17 protein-coding genes are annotated in these 20,291 nt (G+C 74.1%); 10 read left to right on the top strand and 7 right to left on the bottom strand.

Annotated elements, in window-relative coordinates; all coding sequences use genetic code 11:
• Positions 1-392: 392 nt before the first annotated feature.
• The 7 genes from chvE to araA all read left to right on the top strand — a co-directional run bounded on the left by chvE (position 393) and on the right by araA (position 9,680).
• Positions 393-1,547 (top strand): multiple monosaccharide ABC transporter substrate-binding protein, encoded by a 1,155-nt coding sequence (gene chvE, locus ASG41_RS04640; RefSeq protein WP_056290723.1) that lies wholly within the window; start codon positions 393-395, stop codon positions 1,545-1,547.
• 180 nt (positions 1,548-1,727) lie between these two features.
• Positions 1,728-3,266 (top strand): multiple monosaccharide ABC transporter ATP-binding protein, encoded by a 1,539-nt coding sequence (gene mmsA, locus ASG41_RS04635; protein WP_056290720.1) that lies wholly within the window; start codon positions 1,728-1,730, stop codon positions 3,264-3,266.
• Entirely contained in the window at positions 3,263-4,528 is a 1,266-nt protein-coding gene (gene mmsB / locus ASG41_RS04630) for a multiple monosaccharide ABC transporter permease (RefSeq protein ID WP_056290717.1), read from the top strand. Before mmsA ends, mmsB begins: the two co-directional genes overlap by 4 nt.
• A gap of 94 nt (positions 4,529-4,622) precedes the next feature.
• Positions 4,623-5,615 carry a LacI family DNA-binding transcriptional regulator gene (locus ASG41_RS04625; RefSeq protein WP_056290715.1) on the top strand — a complete coding sequence of 331 codons (993 nt, stop codon included), beginning with the start codon at positions 4,623-4,625 and terminating at the stop codon, positions 5,613-5,615.
• Between the two features lie 108 nt (positions 5,616-5,723).
• Positions 5,724-7,448: a ribulokinase gene (araB, locus tag ASG41_RS04620; RefSeq protein WP_056290712.1), complete on the top strand. Its 1,725-nt coding sequence runs from the start codon at positions 5,724-5,726 to the stop codon at positions 7,446-7,448.
• Complete coding sequence (locus ASG41_RS04615) at positions 7,432-8,178, top strand: L-ribulose-5-phosphate 4-epimerase (RefSeq protein ID WP_082556572.1); 747 nt, start codon at positions 7,432-7,434, stop codon at positions 8,176-8,178. Before araB ends, ASG41_RS04615 begins: the two co-directional genes overlap by 17 nt.
• A 5-nt stretch (positions 8,179-8,183) precedes the next feature.
• Positions 8,184-9,680, top strand: coding sequence for an L-arabinose isomerase (araA, locus tag ASG41_RS04610; RefSeq protein WP_056290888.1), 1,497 nt, complete (start codon positions 8,184-8,186; stop codon positions 9,678-9,680).
• 70 nt (positions 9,681-9,750) lie between these two features.
• On the opposite strand, the gene ASG41_RS04605 is transcribed toward araA, so the two are convergent.
• The 4 genes from ASG41_RS04605 to ASG41_RS04590 form a co-directional block, all read right to left on the bottom strand.
• A complete protein-coding gene (locus ASG41_RS04605) occupies positions 9,751-10,506 on the bottom strand; it encodes a DUF4383 domain-containing protein (protein ID WP_082556571.1) in 756 nt (251 codons plus the stop codon).
• A gap of 76 nt (positions 10,507-10,582) precedes the next feature.
• Positions 10,583-11,206: a TetR/AcrR family transcriptional regulator gene (locus ASG41_RS04600; protein ID WP_056290709.1), complete on the bottom strand. Its 624-nt coding sequence runs from the start codon at positions 11,204-11,206 to the stop codon at positions 10,583-10,585.
• Between the two features lie 3 nt (positions 11,207-11,209).
• Positions 11,210-11,536, bottom strand: a complete 327-nt coding sequence (locus tag ASG41_RS04595; RefSeq protein ID WP_056290705.1) for a multidrug efflux SMR transporter — start codon at positions 11,534-11,536, stop codon at positions 11,210-11,212.
• A gap of 259 nt (positions 11,537-11,795) precedes the next feature.
• The gene (locus tag ASG41_RS04590; protein WP_056290700.1) at positions 11,796-13,028 is read right to left on the bottom strand and encodes an arginine deiminase; all 1,233 of its coding nucleotides are present in this window, start codon (positions 13,026-13,028) and stop codon (positions 11,796-11,798) included.
• Positions 13,029-13,084: 56 nt separating this feature from the next.
• Between ASG41_RS04590 and ASG41_RS04585 the strand changes: the two genes are divergently transcribed.
• A complete protein-coding gene (locus tag ASG41_RS04585) occupies positions 13,085-13,327 on the top strand; it encodes a hypothetical protein (RefSeq protein ID WP_056290697.1) in 243 nt (80 codons plus the stop codon).
• 26 nt (positions 13,328-13,353) lie between these two features.
• Here the strand turns inward: ASG41_RS04585 and ASG41_RS04580 are convergent, their stop codons facing one another.
• Positions 13,354-13,704: an STAS domain-containing protein gene (locus ASG41_RS04580; protein WP_056290695.1), complete on the bottom strand. Its 351-nt coding sequence runs from the start codon at positions 13,702-13,704 to the stop codon at positions 13,354-13,356.
• Positions 13,705-13,808: 104 nt separating this feature from the next.
• Positions 13,809-15,500, bottom strand: a complete 1,692-nt coding sequence (locus tag ASG41_RS04575; protein ID WP_056290693.1) for an FAD-binding oxidoreductase — start codon at positions 15,498-15,500, stop codon at positions 13,809-13,811.
• A 33-nt stretch (positions 15,501-15,533) separates the two neighbouring features.
• Between ASG41_RS04575 and ASG41_RS04570 the strand changes: the two genes are divergently transcribed.
• The gene (locus ASG41_RS04570; protein WP_056290689.1) at positions 15,534-17,048 is read left to right on the top strand and encodes a glycerol-3-phosphate dehydrogenase/oxidase; all 1,515 of its coding nucleotides are present in this window, start codon (positions 15,534-15,536) and stop codon (positions 17,046-17,048) included.
• Between the two features lie 124 nt (positions 17,049-17,172).
• Entirely contained in the window at positions 17,173-17,817 is a 645-nt protein-coding gene (locus ASG41_RS25155; protein ID WP_056290687.1) for an STAS domain-containing protein, read from the top strand.
• A 37-nt stretch (positions 17,818-17,854) separates the two neighbouring features.
• On the opposite strand, the gene ASG41_RS04560 is transcribed toward ASG41_RS25155, so the two are convergent.
• Complete coding sequence (locus ASG41_RS04560) at positions 17,855-20,185, bottom strand: bifunctional diguanylate cyclase/phosphodiesterase (protein WP_056290685.1); 2,331 nt, start codon at positions 20,183-20,185, stop codon at positions 17,855-17,857.
• Positions 20,186-20,291 lie beyond the last annotated feature (106 nt).

The following is a 20,291-nucleotide window of genomic DNA, read 5'->3' as shown; positions in this document are numbered from 1 at the left end:
CTCCTCGTCGGGGGCGGCACGGCCGTGGTTTGACCGGTGTACGTCGTCAGCAGGTGGTTCGACCGGTCCCCGACGGTCCTGCAGCCGGGCCGGGTCCAGGACCCCCGTCGGGGTGAGTGGGGCCCGCCGGCATCGTGTGGCCCGAGTGATCCCGAACACAACCGTCTGTCTGCGTTCCGCCGCGAACACCCAGGGCGACGGCGCCCGGATCAGCCCGTTCGCCCCGCCGTCGGGTTACAGGCGGCCGTCTCCATCGTTACGAGAACGTGACGCTTTGCTGCGGTCCGCCTCTTGACGGGACCCGCTTGTTAACGCTCACAATGTGAGCGCTCGCACAGCGGGCCTGAGCGCCTGATCAACGGCGGGCAGAAGTTCTCGAAGAGGAGACACGAGTGAGCAACAAGCTCCGGTTGACCGCCCTGGGCGCCGCACTGGCGTTCGGCCTGACCGCGTGCGGCGGCGGTGGCGCCGGCGGCGGCGGCGACGACACGGCTGACGCCGACGCCGGCGACCTCACGATCGGCGTCTCGATGCCGACCCAGACCTCCGAGCGTTGGATCGCCGACGGCGACAACGTGAAGTCCCAGCTCGAGGACGCCGGCTACAACGTCGAGCTGCAGTACGCCAACGACGACATCCCCACCCAGTCCCAGCAGGTCGACCAGATGATCACCGAGGGCGTCGACGTCCTGATCATCGCGGCCGTCGACGGCACCGCGCTGGCGCCGCAGCTGGAGAACGCCGCCGCCGAGGGCATCGAGGTCATCGCCTACGACCGCCTCATCCGCGACAGCGAGAACGTCGACTTCTACGTCACGTTCGACAACTTCTCCGTCGGCGTGGCCCAGGCCAACGCCCTGCTGACCGGCCTCGGCCTGCAGACCGCCGACGGCGGCGCCGGCACCGCGACCGGCCCGTTCAACGTCGAGCTGTTCGCCGGCTCGCTGGACGACAACAACGCCACCTTCTTCTTCGACGGTGCGATGTCGATCCTGCAGCCGCTGATCGACGACGGCACGCTCGTCGTCCCCTCGGGCCAGACGTCGATCGAGCAGGCCGCCACCCTCCGTTGGGACCAGGCCACCGCCCAGGCGCGCATGGACACCCTGCTGACCGGCACGTACAACGACGGCACCGTGCTCAACGGCGTCCTGTCGCCCTACGACGGCATCTCGCGCGGCATCATCACCGCCCTGCAGAACACCGGCTACGGCCCGGACCTGGCCTCCACGCCGCGTCCGCTCCCCGTGGTCACCGGTCAGGACGCCGAGATCGCCTCGGTCAAGCTGATCAACGACGGTGTGCAGAGCTCGACCATCTTCAAGGACACCCGCAACCTGGCCGAGCAGGCCGTGGCTGCGGCGACCGCGTTCCTCGAGGACGGCGAGCCGGAGGCCAACGACACCGAGACCTACGACAACGGCGTCAAGGTGGTCCCGTCCTACCTGCTGCCCGTCGAGACGGTCTACGCCGACGACATCGCGTCGGTCCTGGTGGACTCGGGTTACTACACCGAGGCCGAGGTCGAGGCCGGCCAGGCCGACTGACCCACCCCGCAGACCCGGTCGGGTCCGGCAGCGCAGGCTGCCGGACCCGACCGGCACCACGCGGCACCGTCGCGGTCACCCCCGGGTGGCCGCGACGGGCACCACCCGGCGTCCCCCAGGGGGCGCCCTCTGCACGAGCACAGCAGCAGTCCGGCACCACCGAGTGAGACGACGGAGTCCATGGCCGACCACATCCTCGAGATGCGCTCCATCACCAAGACGTTCCCCGGGGTCAAGGCCCTCTCCGACGTCACCCTGGCGGTGTCGCGCGGCGAGGTCCACGCCATCTGCGGGGAGAACGGCGCCGGCAAGTCGACGCTGATGAAGGTCCTGTCCGGGGTCTACCCGGCGGGTGAGTACGAGGGCGAGATCGTCTTCGACGGGCAGGTCTGCTCGTTCAGCGGCATCCGCGACTCCGAGCACGCGGGCATCGTGATCATCCACCAGGAGCTCGCCCTGGTGCCCTACCTCTCGATCGCCGAGAACATCTTCCTGGGCAGCGAGAAGCGCGGCCGGTTCGGTCTCATCGACTGGAACCTGGCCAACGCCGAGGCGGGCAAGCTGCTGCGCGAGGTCGGCCTCGACGAGAGCCCCACCACCCCGGTCGGCACGCTCGGGGTCGGCAAGCAGCAGCTGGTGGAGATCGCCAAGGCGCTGTCCAAGGACGTGAAGCTGCTCATCCTGGACGAGCCCACCGCTGCGCTGAACGACACCGACTCCGCGCACCTGCTCGGGCTGATCCGCGGCCTCAAGGACCGCGGGATCACCTCGATCATCATCTCGCACAAGCTCAACGAGATCGACGCGATCGCCGACCACACCACGATCATCCGGGACGGCCAGACGGTCGAGACCCTGGACATGGCCGACCCCACCGTCGACGTCGACCGGATCATCCGGCTGATGGTCGGTCGCGCCCTGGACTCCTACTACCCCGAGCGCGAGTCGCACCCGGGCGAGGAGGTCCTGCGGGTCGAGGACTGGACGGTCAAGCACCCCAGCCAGGACCGCCTCGTCGTCGACCACGCCAGCTTCGACGTGCGGGCCGGCGAGGTCGTCGGCATCGCCGGCCTCATGGGCGCCGGGCGCACCGAGCTGGCGATGAGCGTCTTCGGCCGCTCCTACGGCACCTACGTCGACGGCCGGGTCTTCATGTACGGCAAGGAGGTCAAGGCGCGCAACGTCGCCGAGGCCATCGACGCCGGCATCGCCTACGCCACCGAGGACCGGAAGAAGTACGGCCTCAACCTCATCGACGACATCGCCCGCAACAACTCGGCCGCCGCCCTGGACAAGCTGTCCACCCGGGGCTTCGTGGACGCCAACGAGGAGGCCAAGGCGGCCGAGGAGGGGCGCCGGTCGATGAACATCAAGGCGCCCACGGTGAAGTCGATCGTCGGCAAGCTCTCCGGTGGCAACCAGCAGAAGGTCGTGCTGTCCAAGTGGCTGCTCACCGACCCCGACGTGCTGATCCTCGACGAGCCCACCCGCGGCATCGACGTCGGCGCCAAGTACGAGATCTACACGATCATCAACAAGCTGGTCGCTGCCGGGAAGGCCGTGGTGGTCATCTCCTCCGAGCTGCCCGAGCTGCTCGGCATCTGTGACCGCGTCTACACCCTCTCGGCCGGCCGCATCACCGGGCAGATGCCCGTGGCCGAAGCCACCCAGGAACGCCTCATGACCCTCATGACCCAGGAGAAGGAGCTCGTCGGATGACCCAGACCGTCGGTCCGACGTCGGAGCCCGAGGCCTCGTCGGCCACGCAGGCCAAGGACGTCGCCCCTGCCGCAGCGTTGGGCGTCGGCACCAGCGACGTCCGCGCCCTGCTGACCCGGAACCTCCGGACCAGCGGCATCTACATCGCGTTCGTCGTGGTGGTCGCGCTCTTCGCGATCCTGACCGGTGGCACCTCGCTGTCCCCGGGCAACATCACGAACATCGTCCTGCAGTACTCCTACATCCTGATCCTCGCGATCGGGATGGTCATCGTGATCATCGCCGGGCACATCGACCTCTCGGTCGGGTCCGTCGTGGCGGTCACCGGGGCCGTCTCGGCCGTGCTGGTCATCCGCCAGGACCAGCCCTGGTGGGTCGGCGTCCTCGCCGCCCTGGCCACCGGCCTGCTGATCGGCGCCTGGCACGGGTTCTGGGTCGCCTACGTCGGCATCCCGGCGTTCATCGTGACCCTCGCCGGCATGCTGCTGTTCCGCGGTCTGACCCTGCAGGTGCTGGACAACGTCTCGCTGTCCCCCTTCACCTCGGAGTACAGCAAGATCGCCTCCGGCTTCCTCAACGGCCTGCTCGGCGGCAACGGCTTCGACGCCTTCACGCTGCTGGTCTTCGGCGTCGCCGTGGCGGCCTACGCGGTCAGCCAGTACCGCACCCGCATCGCCCGGGTCCGCTACGGCCAGACCGTGCCGTCGTTCCCGCTCTTCGTGGCCCAGATCGTCATCGTCGCCGCGGTCGTCATGGCCTTCGCCTACCAGCTGGCCACCGCCCGCGGTCTGCCGATCGTGCTGATCATCCTGGCCGCGCTGATCATGGTCTACGGCGTCGTCACCAAGCGGACCGTCTTCGGCCGCCAGGTCTACGCGATCGGCGGCAACCTGGCCGCCGCGACGCTCTCGGGCGTCAAGGTCAAGGCCGTCAACTTCTGGATCTTCGTCAACATGGGCTTCCTGGCCGCCGTGGCCGGGGTCGTGTTCTCGTCCCGGTCCAACGGTGCCCAGCCCGGCGCCGGCAACAGCTTCGAGCTGGACGCCATCGCCGCGGCCTTCATCGGTGGCGCTGCCGTCACCGGCGGTGTGGGCACGGTCGTGGGCGCCATGGTCGGTGGTCTGCTCGTCGGTGTCATGAGCAACGGCATGCAGCTCATGGGCGTGGACCAGTCGATCCAGTCGATGGTCAAGGGCATGGTCCTGCTGCTGGCCGTCGCCTTCGACGTCTACAACAAGCGCCGCGCCGGCTCCGCCCGCTGACCGGGAGCTGACGGGGCGGACCGGACGGGGAGCCAGGGTGTCGACGGAGACAGCCGGGACCGCTCCCGCGGGGCACGCGACACGGGCACTGGTCATGTCCGACGTCGCGGCCCGTGCGGGGGTCTCTCACCAGACCGTCTCGCGGGTGGTCAACGGCCACCCCAACGTCGCGGCGATGACCCGGGAACGGGTGCAGCGGGCGATCGCGGAGCTGGGCTACCGGCCCAACACCGCGGCCCGCGCACTCGTCACCGGGTCCTCCCGGACGATCGGGCTGGTCACGATCAACGTGAACCAGTACGGCCCGGCACAGACCCTCATCGGGTTGGAGGAGGCCGCCCGCGCGGCGGGCTACTCCCTCTCGGTGGCGATCCTGGACGCCGGGGAGTTCGCCGACATGCGGGACGCGGTCGACCGCTTCGTCGCCCAGTCCGTGGACGCCGTCGTCGTGCACACCGCGAGCTTCCAGGCGGTCGAGGCGCTGCGGGAGCTGGACCCCCCGGTGCCCCTGGTCGCCGTGCAGATGGGGGCCGAGGAGGTCCGCCCGACCGTCACCGTCGGGCAGGAGGCCGGTGCCCGGCTGGCCGTGGCCCACCTGCTCGGGCTCGGCCACCGCACCGTGCACCACCTGGCCGGGCCGGCCTACTCGCTGGAGGCCCAGCGACGGGTGCAGGGCTGGCGGTGCGAGCTGCTGGCCGCCGGTGCGCCGGTCCCCGAGCTGCTGCACGGGGACTGGTGGCCGGGGTCCGGCCACCGCACGGGGCGGCTGCTGGCCCAGCGCATCCGGGACGGCGAGGACGTCACAGCCGTCTTCGTGGGCAACGACCAGATGGCCCTGGGGCTGATGGTCGCCCTGCACGAGGAGGGCCTCGACGTGCCCGGCGACGTGTCCGTGGTCGGCTTCGACGACGTGCCCGAGGCGCCCTACTTCAGCCCGCCGCTGACCACGGTGCGCCAGGACTTCGCCGAGCTGGGGCGCCGCGGGGTCGAGCTGGTGCTGGCCAAGCTGGCCGGTCGCGACACCCTGCCCGACCAGGTCCCACCGGTGCTCGTGGTGCGTGGCTCGACCGGTCCCGTCCGGGGCTGAGCGGGACTCCCCCGCAGGGGTGTGGCCCACCGCACTTGTGTTAGCGCTAACATGCGTCGACTGCAGGACGACGTGGACGTCGGACCGCACCCGCACACAGGAGGACAGATGGCTGACCAGCACGTCGTCGGAGTCGACTACGGCACCCTCTCGGGACGCGCTGTCGTCGTCCGGGTGTCCGACGGGGCCGAGCTGGCCAGCGCGACGCACCCCTACCCGCACGCCGTCCTCGAGCGCACCCTCCCCGGCACCGGGGAGAAGCTGCCGCCGGACTGGGCGCTGCAGGTCCCCGCGGACTACGTCGACGTGCTGAAGACGGCGGTGCCCCAGGCGCTGGCCGCCAGCGGCGTCGACCCCGCGTCGGTCATCGGCATCGCCACCGACTTCACCGCCTGCACGATGGTGCCCACGCTCGCCGACGGCACCCCGCTGTGCGAGGTCCCCGAGTTCGCCGACCGCAAGCACGCCTTCGTGAAGCTGTGGAAGCACCACGCCGCCCAGCCGCACGCCGACCGGATCAACGCCCTGGCCGCCGAGCGCGGGGAGGCCTGGCTGCCCCGCTACGGCGGTCTCATCTCCAGCGAGTGGGAGTTCGCCAAGGGCCTGCAGCTGCTGGAGGAGGACCCGGAGGTCTACGCGGCCACCGCCCGCTGGGTCGAGGCCGCCGACTGGATCGTCTGGCAGCTGTGCGGCACCTACGTCCGCAACGCCTGCACCGCCGGCTACAAGGGCATCCGCCAGGACGGCGAGTACCCCTCGCGGGAGTTCCTGGCCGCGCTGAACCCCGACTTCGCCGACTTCGTCGCCGACAAGCTGGACCAGCCCATCGGCCAGCTGGGCGAGCGGGCCGGCGGCCTGGCCGCCGAGGCCGCCCGCTGGACCGGCCTGCCCGAGGGCATCGCGGTCGCCGTCGGCAACGTCGACGCGCACGTCACCGCACCGGCCGCCCGGGCCACCGAGCCCGGCCAGATGCTCGCGGTCATGGGCACCTCGACCTGCCACGTCATGAACGGGGACACCCTGGCCGACGTGCCGGGCATGTGCGGCGTCGTCGACGGCGGCATCATCGCCGGGCTCTACGGCTACGAGGCCGGCCAGAGCGGCGTCGGGGACATCTTCGGCTGGTTCGTCGACACCGCCGTCCCGCCGGCCTACGTGCAGGCCGCCGCCGAGCGCGGCATCTCGGTGCACCAGCACCTCACCGAGCTGGCCCAGGAGCAGCAGGTCGGCGAGCACGGGCTCATCGCGCTGGACTGGCACGGCGGCAACCGCTCCGTCCTGGTCGACGCCGAGCTCTCCGGGGTCGTCGTCGGCCAGACGCTGGCCACCCGTCCCGAGGACACCTACCGCGCGCTGCTGGAGGCCACCGCCTTCGGCACCCGCACGATCATCGAGTCCTTCGAGTCCAGTGGCGTGCCGGTCACCGAGCTCGTGGTCGCCGGCGGCCTGCTGAAGAACGCCTTCCTGATGCAGACCTACGCCGACGTCTGCCGCCGCCCGCTGTCGGTCATCGACTCCGAGCAGGGCCCGGCACTGGGCTCGGCCATCCACGCCGCCGTCGCCGCCGGGGCCCACCCCGACGTGCCGGCCGCCGCCGCCGTCATGGGCAAGGTGCTGCGCGGGGTCTACACGCCCGACCCCGAGCGGGCCGACGCCTACGACGCCCTGTTCGCCGAGTACACGCTGCTGCACGACCACTTCGGTCGCGGTGGCAACGACGTGCTGCACCGGCTGCGGGCCATCCGCCGGGCCGCGTCCGCCCGCCCGGCCGCCGCCGTCACCGAGCCCGAGACCCCCGCGATGGAGGAGCGTCCCGATGTGTTCAGCGTGTGACACCCCCGCGACCGATCCGGTCGAGGGCGCGACGCCCACCCGGCTGACCGTCCGTGCGGCGGCCCGCTCCGAGCAGGGCACCCACCGTGCCCAGCGCGAGCACGTGGCGGCCCTGCACGACCTGCTGGTCACCAACGCCCTGGTCACCTGGACCGCCGGCAACGTCAGCGAGCGGGTCCCCGGTGAGGACCTCTTCGTCATCAAGGGCAGCGGCGTCGAGTACGACGAGCTGACCTGGGAGGGCATCACGGTCTGCGACCTGGACGGGAAGACCGTCGACGGCGTCCGGGCCCCCTCCAGCGACACCGACGCGCACGCCTACGTCTACCGCGCCATGCCCGAGGTCAACGGCCAGGTGCACACCCACAGCACCTACGCCGCCGCGTGGGCCGCCCGCGCCGAGCCGGTGCCCTGCGTGCTGACCGCGATGGCCGACGAGTTCGGCGGGCCCATCCCGATCGGGCCCTTCGCGCTGATCGGCGACGACTCGATCGGCCGCGGCATCGTCGACACCCTCGCCGGCCACCGCTCCAAGGCCGTCTTCATGCAGAACCACGGGGTGTTCACCATCGGGAAGAGCGCCAAGGCGGCGGTCAAGGCCGCCGTCATGGCCGAGGACGTCGCCCGCACCGTGCACATCTCCCGGCAGCTCGGCGAGCCGGTCCCGATCCCCCAGGCCGACATCGACGCGCTCTACGAGCGCTACCAGAACGTCTACGGACAGAAGTGAGCGAGATGAGCACCCCTTCGATCTGGTTCCTCACCGGCAGCCAGGACCTGTACGGCGAGGAGACCCTCCAGCAGGTCGCCGAGCAGTCCCAGCGCGTCGCCGCCACCCTCGACGGCGCCACCGCCGTCCCGGTGCCGGTCGTGTGGAAGCCGGTCCTCAAGGACTCGGCCGCCATCCGCCAGGCGATGGGCGCGGCCAACGAGGACCCCTCCTGCATCGGTGTCGTCACCTGGATGCACACGTTCTCCCCGGCCAAGATGTGGATCGCCGGCCTGGACGCGCTGCGCAAGCCGCTGCTGCACCTGCACACCCAGGCCGACGCCGCCCTGCCCTGGGGCACGATCGACATGGACTTCATGAACCTCAACCAGGCCGCCCACGGCGACCGGGAGTTCGGGTTCGCCCTCACCCGCCTCAAGGTCCCGCGCACCACGGTGTCCGGGCACGCCTCGAACCCGGCCGTGCAGACCCGGGTCGGTGGCTGGGCCCGCGCCGCGCTGGGCATCGCCGAGGCCCGGACGCTGCGGCTGGCCCGCTTCGGGGACAACATGCGCAACGTCGCCGTCACCGAGGGCGACAAGGTCGAGGCCGAGCTGCGGGTCGGCGTCTCGGTGAACACCTACGGGGTCAACGACCTGGTCGACGTCGTCGGGCAGGTGACCGACGCGCAGATCGACGCGCTGGTCGCCGAGTACCTGGACTCCTACGTCGTCGCCGAGGACCTGCGCCCCGGCGGGGACCGGCACGACAGCGTCCGCGAGGCCGCCCGCATCGAGGCCGGTCTGCGCTCCTTCCTCGTCGACGGTGGCTTCAAGGCCTTCACGTCGAACTTCGAGGACCTCGGCGGGCTGCGCCAGCTCCCCGGCCTGGCCGTCCAGCGGCTGATGGCCGAGGGGTACGGCTTCGGCGGCGAGGGCGACTGGAAGACCTCCGCGTTGCTGCGCATCCTCAAGGTCGTCGGCGGTGACCGGCCCGGTGGCACGTCCTTCATGGAGGACTACACCTACGACCTGTCCTCGGAGACGCCGAAGATCCTGGGCGCCCACATGCTGGAGGTGTGCCCCTCGATCTCGGGGGAGAAGCCCCGCCTGGAGGTCCACCCGCTGGGCATCGGCGGCCGCGAGGACCCGGCCCGGCTGGTCTTCACCGCGGCGTCCGCGCCCGGTGTCGTCGTCGGCTGGGCGGACCTGGGCGACCGGTTCCGCTGGGTGGCCAACGAGATCGACGTCGTCGCCCCCTCCGCGCCCCTGCCGAACCTGCCGGTCGCGCACGCGGTCTGGGAGCCCAAGCCGGACTTCTCGACGTCGACCGAGGGCTGGCTGACCGCCGGGGCCCCGCACCACACGGTGCTGTCCACCCAGGTGACGACCGACGAGCTCACCGTGCTGGCCGAGGCCTTCAGCACCGAGCTGGTGGTCATCGACGAGGCGACCACCCGCCGCAGCCTGGCGCAGGAGCTGCGCTGGTCGGCGGCCTACCACCGGCTGGCGAACGGCATCTAGGCCGCAGCGCCACCCACAGACGCCACGGGGCGGGCCGGATGACCGGCCCGCCCCGTGCGCTGTGCTGGGGCTAGCGCCCGGAGTCCGCCATCCAGACCCGACGACGCTCGGTCTTGGTGCGCACCCGGCCCATTGCCTGGACCCGACGGGTCTGCTCAGGGGTGGCCCGGTGCTCGGTCACGGCCAGCTCGGCCTCCCGCATCTCCCGCTCGGCCCGGCGCTCGGCCGGGGTCGCCGGCGGGAGCTCGGGCTCCTCGTCGGCGTCGCCCTCCCGGCTGCCCGCGGTGTGCAGGTGGTACGGGTTGTCGGCCGGGAGGTTGCCGCTGACCCGTCCGTAGAGGCCCAGGGTGAGCAGCACGATGCCGGCGACGATCGAGAAGATGACGTTGGCCATCGAGAAGGCCAGCACGTTCAACGAGCTGTTCAGCACGAAGAGGTGCCAGAACGCCGACAGCAGGAACGCGGCGCCGAAGCCGATCATCACCACTCCGGCCTGGCGCCCGCCGCGCAGCGCCGAGGCGATGAGCACGGCGGCGGTGAGCAGCGAGATGGTGGACAGCAGGCCGTTGCTGGACAGGCCGACGACGTTGCCGCCGTCGGTGGAGAAGTAGTCCAGGCCGCCGATCAGGCCCAGCAGGCCGAACACCGCCAGCACGGCGGCGACGGCGAAGGCGCCGACCCGGTGCACGACCTTGACCTTGCGGGCGGTGGGGGTGTCGGCGCGGTCCTCGTCGGCGTACCGGGTGGCGCCGCTCTGGTCGGGTCGCTGCGGGTCGACCGACGCCGGAGGGGCGGGGGTGCGGGTGGAACGGTCCTTGGTGCTCATGGCGCGAGGCCCTTCTGCGCTCGAGGTCTGAACGTCCCGCGCCGACTACCCGTCTGGCACCGTCGGTAACCGCCGCTTACGCCGTTGGGGGCGCCACGTCCGGGTGACCGTGGTCGCGCAGCAGGTCGGCCACCGCCGCCTCGGCCGTCGCGCGGGCGTCGCCGTCGCCTTCGACCAGAGCGGAGACCGCGCTGCCGTCGAACACCGCCACCAGGCGGGCCAGGGGCACCGCCGGGGCCGCGCTGCGGTCGAGCGCCTCGCCCACCAGCTCGTCCAGGCGTCGACGGGTCGCGGCGAGCACGGGGCGGACCCCGGGGTGCCGCCCGCTGGCCAGGAACCGCTGGTAGAACGCCAGCACGTCCGCGTCGGTGCGCCGGTCGGGGCCCAGCAGCACGTCGCCGACCAGGGCCGCCGTCGAGGTGGCCGACCGGGGCTCGCGGGTGAGCTCCTGGACCAGGGCCGTGGTGCGCCGGGTCTCCCGCTCGCCCAGCTCGGTGAACGCCGCCACCAGCAGCTCCCCGAGGTCGCGGGAGTAGTACGTGGTGGCCGCCAGCGGCACGCCGGCCGCCGCCGCGACCCGGCGGTGGGAGACGGCGTCCGGGCCCTCGTCCGCGACCAGGTCGGCGGCCGCGGTGACGATGGCTGCCCGCCGCGCACCGCCCTTGGGGGTGGCCTGGGGTGTGGCCCTCGGGGTGGGCACGGCTCAGTGCGCCGCGGAGGGCGCCAGGTTCAGTCCGACGACGCCGGCGATGATCAGCAGGATGGACAGGATCCGCACCGTGCCCACCGGGTCGCCGAGCACGGCCATCCCGACGACCGCGGTGCCGGCGGCACCGATGCCGGTCCACACCGCGTAGGCGCTCCCGACCGGGAGCGTGCGCAGCGCGATGGTCAGCAGCGTGAAGCTGATCCCGGCGCAGACGACGAAGGAGACGGTCCACCAGAGCCGGCTGAACCCCTCGGAGTTCTTCAGCGAGACGGCGAACGCCGTCTCGAACGCGCCGGCGACGATGACGAGTGCCCAGGCCACGGGGTTCCTCCAGGGGGTCGTGCTCGGTCGGCGGCCGGTCGGGTGCCCCGACGCTCGGCCACCCGAGTGGTACGACCGTACCAAACCGGTACAGCCGTACCACTCGCCGCGTCGCCGCGTCGCCGCGTCGTCGCGTCGCCGCGTCGTCCGACGCGAGTGACACGTCAGCGTGGACGTCGGCTCGTCACGTCCACGCTCACGTGTCACTCGACGCCGACCGGCGGTGGCGGGCGGGGGCCAGCGGGCGGCGGGTGCGGGGTCAGGGGGCCGCCGGCAGCGGGTCCCGGACGACCGGGCAGCTCATGCAGCGCGGACCGCCACGGCCGCTGCCCAGCTCGGACCCGGCGATCCGGACGACCTCGATGCCGGCAGCCTCCAGGGCCGCGTTGGTGACGGTGTTCCGCTCGTAGGCCACCGCCAGGCGCGGTGCCAGGGCCAGGGTGTTGTTGCCGTCGTCCCACTGCTCCCGTTCGGCGGTCACCGGGTCCAGGCCGGTGTCGATCACCCGCAGTCGCTCGATCCCCATCGCGGTCGCCGCGGCGGTCAGCAGCGGCTCGGGCCCGGTGACCCGCAGCTCGGTGCTGTCGGCGTCGTCGGGGAGCTGCTCGCCGGCGGTGACGGTCCAGGCGACCAGGTGGTCGGCGAGGGCGGGGTACATGACCACCGCGTCGACGTCGACCATCGTGCAGATCGTGTCCAGGTGCATGGTGGCCCGCTCCTGCGGCACCGGGACGACCAGCACGGTGTGCGCCAGGCCGCGGGCGAACGCGCGCCGGGCCAGCCGCTCGGCACCGCCGGCGGTGGTCCGCTCACCGACGCCCACGGCCAGCACGCCCGGGGCCAGCGCGAGGACGTCACCGCCCTCGAGGTGCTCGAGCGAGGAGTCGTAGAGCTGCTCGGCGCCGGCGAAGCGCGGGTGGTGGCTGTAGACGGCCCGGGTGATCGTGGACTCCCGGTGCCGGGCCGGCATGGCCAGCGAGGTGACGGCGACCTGACCGCCGACCCACACCGAAGAGTCCCGGGTGAAGAGCAGGTTGGGCAGCGGTGGGACGACGAAGTCCCCGCGGGTCATCAGCTCGAAGGCCAGCCCGCGGCCACCGGGCAGCTCGTCGTGGGCCAGGCCCGCGATGAGGACGGCGGCCAGGTCGTCGGGGGCCAGGCCCGCGAGGTGGTCGGCGGTGACGTGCCGCAGGGTGGCGCCCAGCCGGGGGTCGTCGACGGCGGAGGCGATGAGCTCCTCGCGGGCCGTCGGCACGGCCATGACGTCGGCCAGCAGCCGGTCCAGGTGCAGCACCTCGACGTCGCGGGTGCGCAGGGCCTCGGCGAACGCGTCGTGCTCCTCCTGAGCGCGGGCCACCCAGGGCACGCCGTCGAAGAGCAGCTGGTCGTTGTTGCGCGGGGTGAGCCGGCGCAGCTCGGCGCCCGGGCGGTGCAGCACGACGGTGCGCAGCCGGCCCACCTCGCTGGTGACCTGGGGGAGGGGTGCGCTCATGGGGAGAGAGCCTGGCGGCTGCACTCCCCGCGGTCCAGCCGGGGGAGACTGTCCCGGTGACCGACCCGCGCGTCCCCGCCGAGCCCTCGTCCGGGCAGCCCACCTGGTTCGTCGTCGTGCTGGGCCTGGGACTGGCGGTGCTGGTCGCCGCGCTGTGCTTCTTCGCCCTGCACGCGCTGGGTGCCGACCAGGTCGGGGGCGGGTTCGTGCTGGTGATCGCCCTGCTGTCGGCCGTGGTCGGTGGGTTCGCCGCCCGCACCGTCGCGGCGTTGCTCCCGCCGGTGTCCCGCCGGGACTGACCCGGCCGGTGGGGCCGGGTGCGGGGTCAGGCCGGCGCGGCGGGGGCCGGCACCGAGCGGAACACCCGGTTGAGGCCGGTCTGGTTCAGCAGCAGGCGCAGCGACGTCGGCGGGTCGATCAGCTCCAGCTCGCCGCCGGCACGCTTCTGCTTGCGGGCCAGGTGGACCATCAGCTCCAGGCCCGCCGAGCTCATGAAGGTGACCCCGCGGGCGTCGACCCGGGCCGGCCACTGCGACGGGCGGACGGTCACCCGGAAGTGCCGGACGACGTCCTTGTCGATCTCGCCGGTGACGACGATCAGCGACCCGTCCTCCGACAGCGTGATGGAACCGTGCTCGGGAGCCGTGGACTCGACGTTCTCAGCAGGCTCGGTCATGCCCGTCTGTGTACACCCAGCGGGCCCCGCCCAAACCCCCGGTCCCGCCGGGTCGGTGCAGGTCACCGTGGGTGTGTGGGTCCCCACCGGCGGGTGGTGGGCGGTCACCCGGGCAGCAGCACGCCCGGGTTGCAGATGCCGCGGGGGTCCAACCGGTCCTTGACCGCACGCAGCACGTCGACGCCCAGCGCGCCCACCTCCTGCTCCATCCACGGCCGGTGGTCGGCGCCGACGGCGTGGTGGTGGGTCAGCGTGCCGCCGGCGGCCAGCAGCGCGTCGGTGGCGGCCCGCTTGGCGCCCAGCCACTGCTGCAGCGGGAGGGCGTCGTCCCGGTCGGCGAGCACGGTCACGTAGAGCGAGGCGCCGGTGGCGTAGCCGTGCGAGAGGTGGGTCATCACCAGCGGCCGGGAGTCCCGGCCGCCCAGGGAGTCCCGCAGTGCCCGCCGGACCGCGTCGTAGACCGTGGGCAGCGCCGACCAGGTCGCCGCCGTCTCCAGGGTCTCGACCAGCAGGCCGTGGTCGAGCAGCTGGTCGCGCAGGTAGGGGGCGGAGAAGCGGCCGGCCCGCCACGCCTCGCCGACCCGGGTGCCCAGCCGCGAGGCGCCGTCCTCGCGCAGCAGGGACGACGCCGCCCGCTTCCGGGCCGCCACGATGGTGGGCAGCCCCTCCCAGCCCAGCACCAGCAGGCAGCCCTCGCCGTGCCGGCGGGCCCGCAGCGCGCCGCGCAGCGCGCGGGCGCCGGCCGAGGAGGACAGCAGCAGGTTGGCGCGGGTCTCGTCGGGGTCGCTGAGCCGGACGACGTCGGGCAGCAGGTCGTGCCGGGCCAGCCGCTGCAGGGCGGCGAGCCCGGCGGCCCAGCTGCGGGTGGACCAGCCCTCGTACTCGGTGGTGCGCGGGGTGGGCCGGACCCGCAGGCGCAGCTCGGTGATGACGCCCAGGGAGCCCTCGGAGCCCAGCGCCAGGCCCAGCAGGTCGGGGCCGGCGGCCGAGGCGGGCGGGCTGCCCAGCTCGAGCACGCCCACCGGGGTGGCCAGGGTGAGCCCGGCCACCAGGTCGTCGAACCGGCCCACGCCGGTCGAGGACTGGCCGGCCGAGCGGGTGGCGGCGTACCCGCCGAGGGTGGCGAACTCCCAGCTCTGCGGCAGGTGGCCCAGGGTCAGCCCGTCGGTGCTCAGCGCCTCCTCCAGGGCCGGTCCCCGCATGCCCGGGCCGACGGTGACCAGCGAGGAGGGCACGTCCAGGGCCTTGACCGCCGACATCCGGCCCAGGTCGACCACGACGACGGGGCGGTCGTCGGCGTCCGCGCCGGACAGCCCGCCGACCACGCTGGTCCCCCCGCCGAAGGGCACCACGACGACGCCGTGGGCGCTGCACAGGGCGAGCACGGCGGCGGTCTGCTCGGTGTCCGCCGGGGTGAGGACGGCGTCGGGGGCGTCGGAGGCGTCGCCGGAGCGGCGGCGGACCAGGTCCAGGTAGCTCTTGCCGCCGGTGCGCCGCAGCCGGGACTCCCGGTCGTCGCGGACGTTCTCCGCGCCCAGCAGACCGACCAGCGCGACCCGCACGTCCTCCGGCAGCCGGGACGCCGCCAGCGCGATGTCGGCGACCGGGACCGGCGGGGTGTGCCGCGGCGTCCAGCCCAGCTCGCGGGACAGGTGCTTGCGGGCGGCCTTGGGCAGCGCCTGCTTGAGCGAGGCGTCCGCGGTCAGCTCCAGCCGGTCGCCGCCGTCGGCGACGTGCGCGACGCGGGAGCCGGCGGGGCCCCAGCCCTGGATGGTCAGTTCCGGCTGTGCGCTCACCGGGACAGTCTGCCTGCCTGGGAGGGTGGGGACGTGGACGCGACGCTGCTCGACGACGCCCGCCGGTCGCGCGACCTGGAGCGGCTGGGCAGCCGGGTCGACGTGCTGGTCGTCGGGGGCGGGGTGACCGGGGCGGGCGTGGCGTTGGACGCGGCGTCGCGTGGGTTGTCGGTGCTGCTGTGCGAGCGCGACGACCTGGCGTCGGGCACCAGCCGCTGGTCCTCCAAGCTGGTGCACGGCGGGTTGCGCTACCTGGCGCACGGCGAGGTGGGTCTGGCCCGGGAGTCCGCCCGCGAGCGCGCGGTGCTGATGGGCACCACCGCGCCGCACCTGGTGTCGCCGCTGGCCTTCCTGGTCCCCGACGTCGCCGGCCGGGACGTCAGCGCCGTCGCCGGCCTGGGCGGGGTGCTCGGGGACGCCGTCCGCTCCTCGGTGGCCGGCGGCCGGGGGTCGCTGCCGCGCAGCCGCCGGGTCTCCCGGGCCGAGGTGGCCGCGTGGACCCCGGCGGTGCGCCCCGGGCGGGGCGGGGTGGCGTTCTGGGACGGCCGCCTCGTCGACGACGCCCGGCTGGTCGTCGCCCTGGCGCGCACGGCGGCCGGGCGCGGCGCGTCGGTGCTCACCGGTGCGCGAGTCGTGGGCGTGGACCCCGGCCGGGCCGGGTCGGTGGTCACCGTGGAGGTCGAGGGCGGGCGCGTCGCGGTGGAGGCCGGGGTCGTGGTCGTCGCGGCAGGGGTGTGGTCGGCCGCCCTGGACGACGGCGTCCGGCTGATGCCCTCGCGCGGGTCGCACCTGGTGCTGCGGGCCGACCGGCTGGGCTCGCCGACCGCCGCGCTGACCGTGCCGCTGCCGGGGTCCCGCTCCCGGTACGTCTTCGCGCTGCCGCAGGCCACCGGGTACGTGCACCTGGGGATCACCGACGAGCCGGTGGAGGGCCCGGTGCCCGACGCGGACCCCGTCCCCTCCGCCGCCGAGGTCGCCCAGCTGCTGGCCACGGTCAACCGGGTGCTCGCCGACCCGTTGACCCCCGCGGACGTCGTCGGCGCGCACGCCGGGCTGCGCCCGCTGGTGCTCCCGGCGTCGGCCGGGACCGGGCCCGGGGACGCCACGGCCGACCTGTCCCGCCGGCACCTGCTGCACCGGTCGGGCGGGGTGCTCACCGTCGTCGGCGGGAAGCTCACCACGTACCGGGCGATGGCCGAGGAGACCGTGGACGCGGTGGTGGAGCGGTTGGGGCGCGGTGCCCGCCGCTCGCCGACGGCCGGCCTGCCGCTGGTCGGCGCGGCGCCCCGGCGGGCGCTGGACCGGGTCGACGCGCCGTCCCGGCTGGTCGGGCGGTACGGCACCGAGGCCCCCGCGGTGCACGCCCTGGGCGGCGACCCGGTGGCGCCGGGACGGGTCGAGACGGTGGGGGAGCTGCGGTTCGCCGTCCGGGCGGAGGGGGCGCGCTCGGTGGCCGACCTGCTGGACCGGCGCACCCGGGTGGGGCTCGTCCCGGCCGACCGGGCGGCGGCCCGGGACGTCGCCGAGCGGGTGCTCGCCGAGGCCTGAGGCTCCGGGTGCGGGGCGTCGCGGGGCGCCGTACGTTCGGGATCAGCTCAGACCAGGCTGTCGACCCTCCGGGGCCCGGCCTGCCGTGTGCGGATCCGGCGCCCCTCGTGTCCCGAGGTGTCCGATGACCACGCACAGCGCTGCCGCCACGCGGACCAGCGAACGCCCCCTCGCCGTCGACCTCTACCCGGCCGTCCCCGGTCGTCGTCCCCTCACCGTGGCCGTCGCCGGACGGGTCGTCCGCGGCTTGCTCGTGCCCCTCGAGTCCTGCCTGGAACGGGCGCTGGCCCGCGCCCGGGAGGGCGGCGCGGGGGGTGAGGTCGCCGTCGACGTCCTGCGGGTGACCGCGCTGGACGCCGAGGGCGTCGGCGTCCTCTTCGACGCCCGCCGCCGGGCGGACGAGGCCGGGGTGGAGCTGACCCTGCGGGGTGGTCACCGTCCCGTGGTCCGGGAGGCGTTGCGGGCCAGTCACGTGCGGACGCCGTTCCGGACGCCGTCCCGGGGCACCGGTCCGGCCGGTCCCCGCCGGTCGGCCCGCTCCACCGCCGGGACCGCGCGCCGCGTCCCGCCGCGGGCGCTGCCGGCGGCGCTGGTCGCGCACGAGGGCGGCCCGCGTGCCGGCCAGGTCGACCGGCTGCCCGAGGGCCTGGGCGACCGGTTCCTGGTCTACGACGGGCCGCGGTGGTTCGGGGTCTACGGCCGGTCGGTGCCGCTGCGGACGCACCGGACCGAGCAGGGCGTCGCCGAGGTGTGGACGCACCTGGGCTGACCCGGCGGGTCCCCGGCCCCGCGGTGGACCGGGCGGCTCAGCCCAGCAGCTCCCTCCACTCGGCCAGCGGCACGGGCCGGCCGGTGAGGTACCCCTGGACGGCGTCGCAGCCCAGCTCGCGGAGGCGTTCGAGGTCCTGCGGGCGTTCCACGCCCTCGGCGACGACGGTGAGGCCGAGGTCGTGGGCCAGCCGCACGCTGTGCTTGACGATGGCGGTGGCTGCGTGGTCGTCGGCGACCCCGGCGGTGAGCGACCGGTCGAACTTGACCTCGTCGACGGGCAGGCGGTGCAGGTAGGCCAGCGAGCTGTAGCCGGTGCCGTAGTCGTCGACGGCGATGGTGAGCCCGATGGCGCGCAGCGCGGTGAGGGTCCGGACGGCGCGCCGGGGGTCGAGCATGAGGCTGTCTTCGACGACCTCGACGGTGAGCGCTGCGGCGGGCAGGCCGTGGTGGGCGAGTGCGGCGGCGATGCGGTGGGGGAGGGACTCGTCGTCGAGGTCCTCGGTGGTCAGGTTGACCGAGACCGGCACCGGACGGGTCGTCCACCAGCCGGCTGCGGCCGTCAGCGCCAGGTCCAGCACCCGGGCGGTCAGGGCCGGCCCGAGGTGCCCGGAGCGAGCGGCGCGCAGCACGGTGGCCGGGCCGACGAGGCCGCGCTCGGGGTGCTGCCAGCGCAGCAGCGCCTCGCAGCCCAGCAGCGTGGCCGCCGACAGCGGGCCCGGGACGTCGAGCCGGTGCTGGGGCTGCAGGTGGACGACGAGCTGGGTGTCCGAGGCCAGCGCGGCGTGCAGTTCGGCCACGACCTCGAGCAGCGGGTCGTCGGAGCCGGCGCGGCAGGCCTCGTCGTCGTGGACGGCGAACCCCGTGGCGCTGGACTGGGCTGCGCGCAGGGCCAGGTCCGAGCAGCGCAGCAGCCGGTCGGTCCGGGACTCGGTCAGGCCGGTGCCGGGGTCCGGCCGGGCGTCGTGGCCCAGCAGGATGCCCACGTTGGCGCTGAGGTGGAACCGGTGTCCGGCCACGTCGACGGGCTGGCCGAGGGTGTGGCGCACCCGGGCGGCCAGCTCCCAGGCGTCCTCGAGGTCGGTGCCGGGGACGACGAGGGCGAAGTCGTCCCCGTCGATGCGGGCGGCGGTGCCGTCGGTCCCGGCCAGCCGGACCAGGTGCCCCGCGACCGTGACCAGCACCCGGTCGCCGACCTCGTGACCGGCCTCCTCGTTGATCCGGCGGAAGCCGTCCAGGTCGACGGCGAGGACGGTGGCCTCCCCGGTGAGTGCGTCCAGGTGGGCCCGCAGCCCGCGGCGGTCCGGGAGACCGGTGAGGTGGTCGGTCAGAGTGGCGTCCACCCGCTCGGGCCGGCGGTCGGGGGCGTGGAGGGCGGCGTGCACGCGCCAGCCGGTGGCCAGCAGACAGGTCAGGCCCAGCGCGACGAAGACGACGTCCGACCCTTCCGGCAGCAGGGCCGGGTCGACGGCGACCACCCCCACCACGGCCGCCGCGGCACCCAGCAGCGGGAGCACGGTCGACCGCAGGCCCGTGGGGCGGTCCGGCCGCGCGGGCTGGGGGGCCGGGAGGTGCAACCGAGCCGCCGCGACGGCCAGCGCCGGCAGTGCCGCGAGCTGGACGGTGGAGGTCAGCACCGCGGGTACCGCGTCGGGCAGCAGGTGCAGCAGGCCCGCGAGCCAGGTCAGCGCGGCGGCGACCACGAGCGCCGTCAACGGGTGTCGGCGGTCCGCGCGCGTGGCCGCGCCCGCGGCGATGACGAGGGCCAGCAGGAGGGTTGCGGTGGCCACGGCGGGGACGCGGGCCGACCAGAGGGCCGGCGTCCCGAGCGCGGCGGCGTTCGCGGCGACGGGTGTCCCCGCGACCGCGACCAGCACCGCGGCCCCGAGGACGTCGACGGCGAGGGACGCCCGCGCCCGGGCACCGTGGCCGACGGCCGCCCGCGCGATCGCTGCGGTGACGACGACCAGGACGGCCAGGCCCGCGACGTGCAGCCAGCAGCTGACCGGCAGTTCGCCCCGGTCACCCGAGGGGCCGGGGCGGCCCAGGACGACGGCGATCCCCAGCAGCAGCAGCGCCGTGGTCGTGCCGGTACGGACCGGTCCGGGTCGGGAGTGCCCGGGCCCGGGGGAGACCGCCGCCAGCGCGCTGCCGACGACGACCGCACCGACGAGCAGCGAGTCCACCGCCCACCACCAGGCGGCGTCGGGGGCGGACGTGCCGGCCAGGAGCAGCCGGCCGGCCAGCGCCCCACCCGTGAGGGTCAGCAGGGACCGCGCCCGCGCGGCCCCTGCGGGCCGGGGCGGCACGCCTCCGGCCCCCGTCGACGCCTCGGGGTCGGGGCGTGCGAGCACGTCTCCGGTGGACACGGTCAGGCGAGGATGGCGCGGGTGACCGCGACCTGTTCGGTGAGGACGCCGCCGATGACGGCCTGGGTCTCGTTGATGGTGTCGATGACGGTGCTGATGGCGGCGA

This window comes from Modestobacter sp. Leaf380 (genome assembly GCF_001424485.1).
GTDB lineage: Bacteria > Actinomycetota > Actinomycetes > Mycobacteriales > Geodermatophilaceae > Klenkia.
Note: the sequence above shows the minus strand (reverse complement) of the source record. Positions and strands in the feature narration are given on the sequence as shown.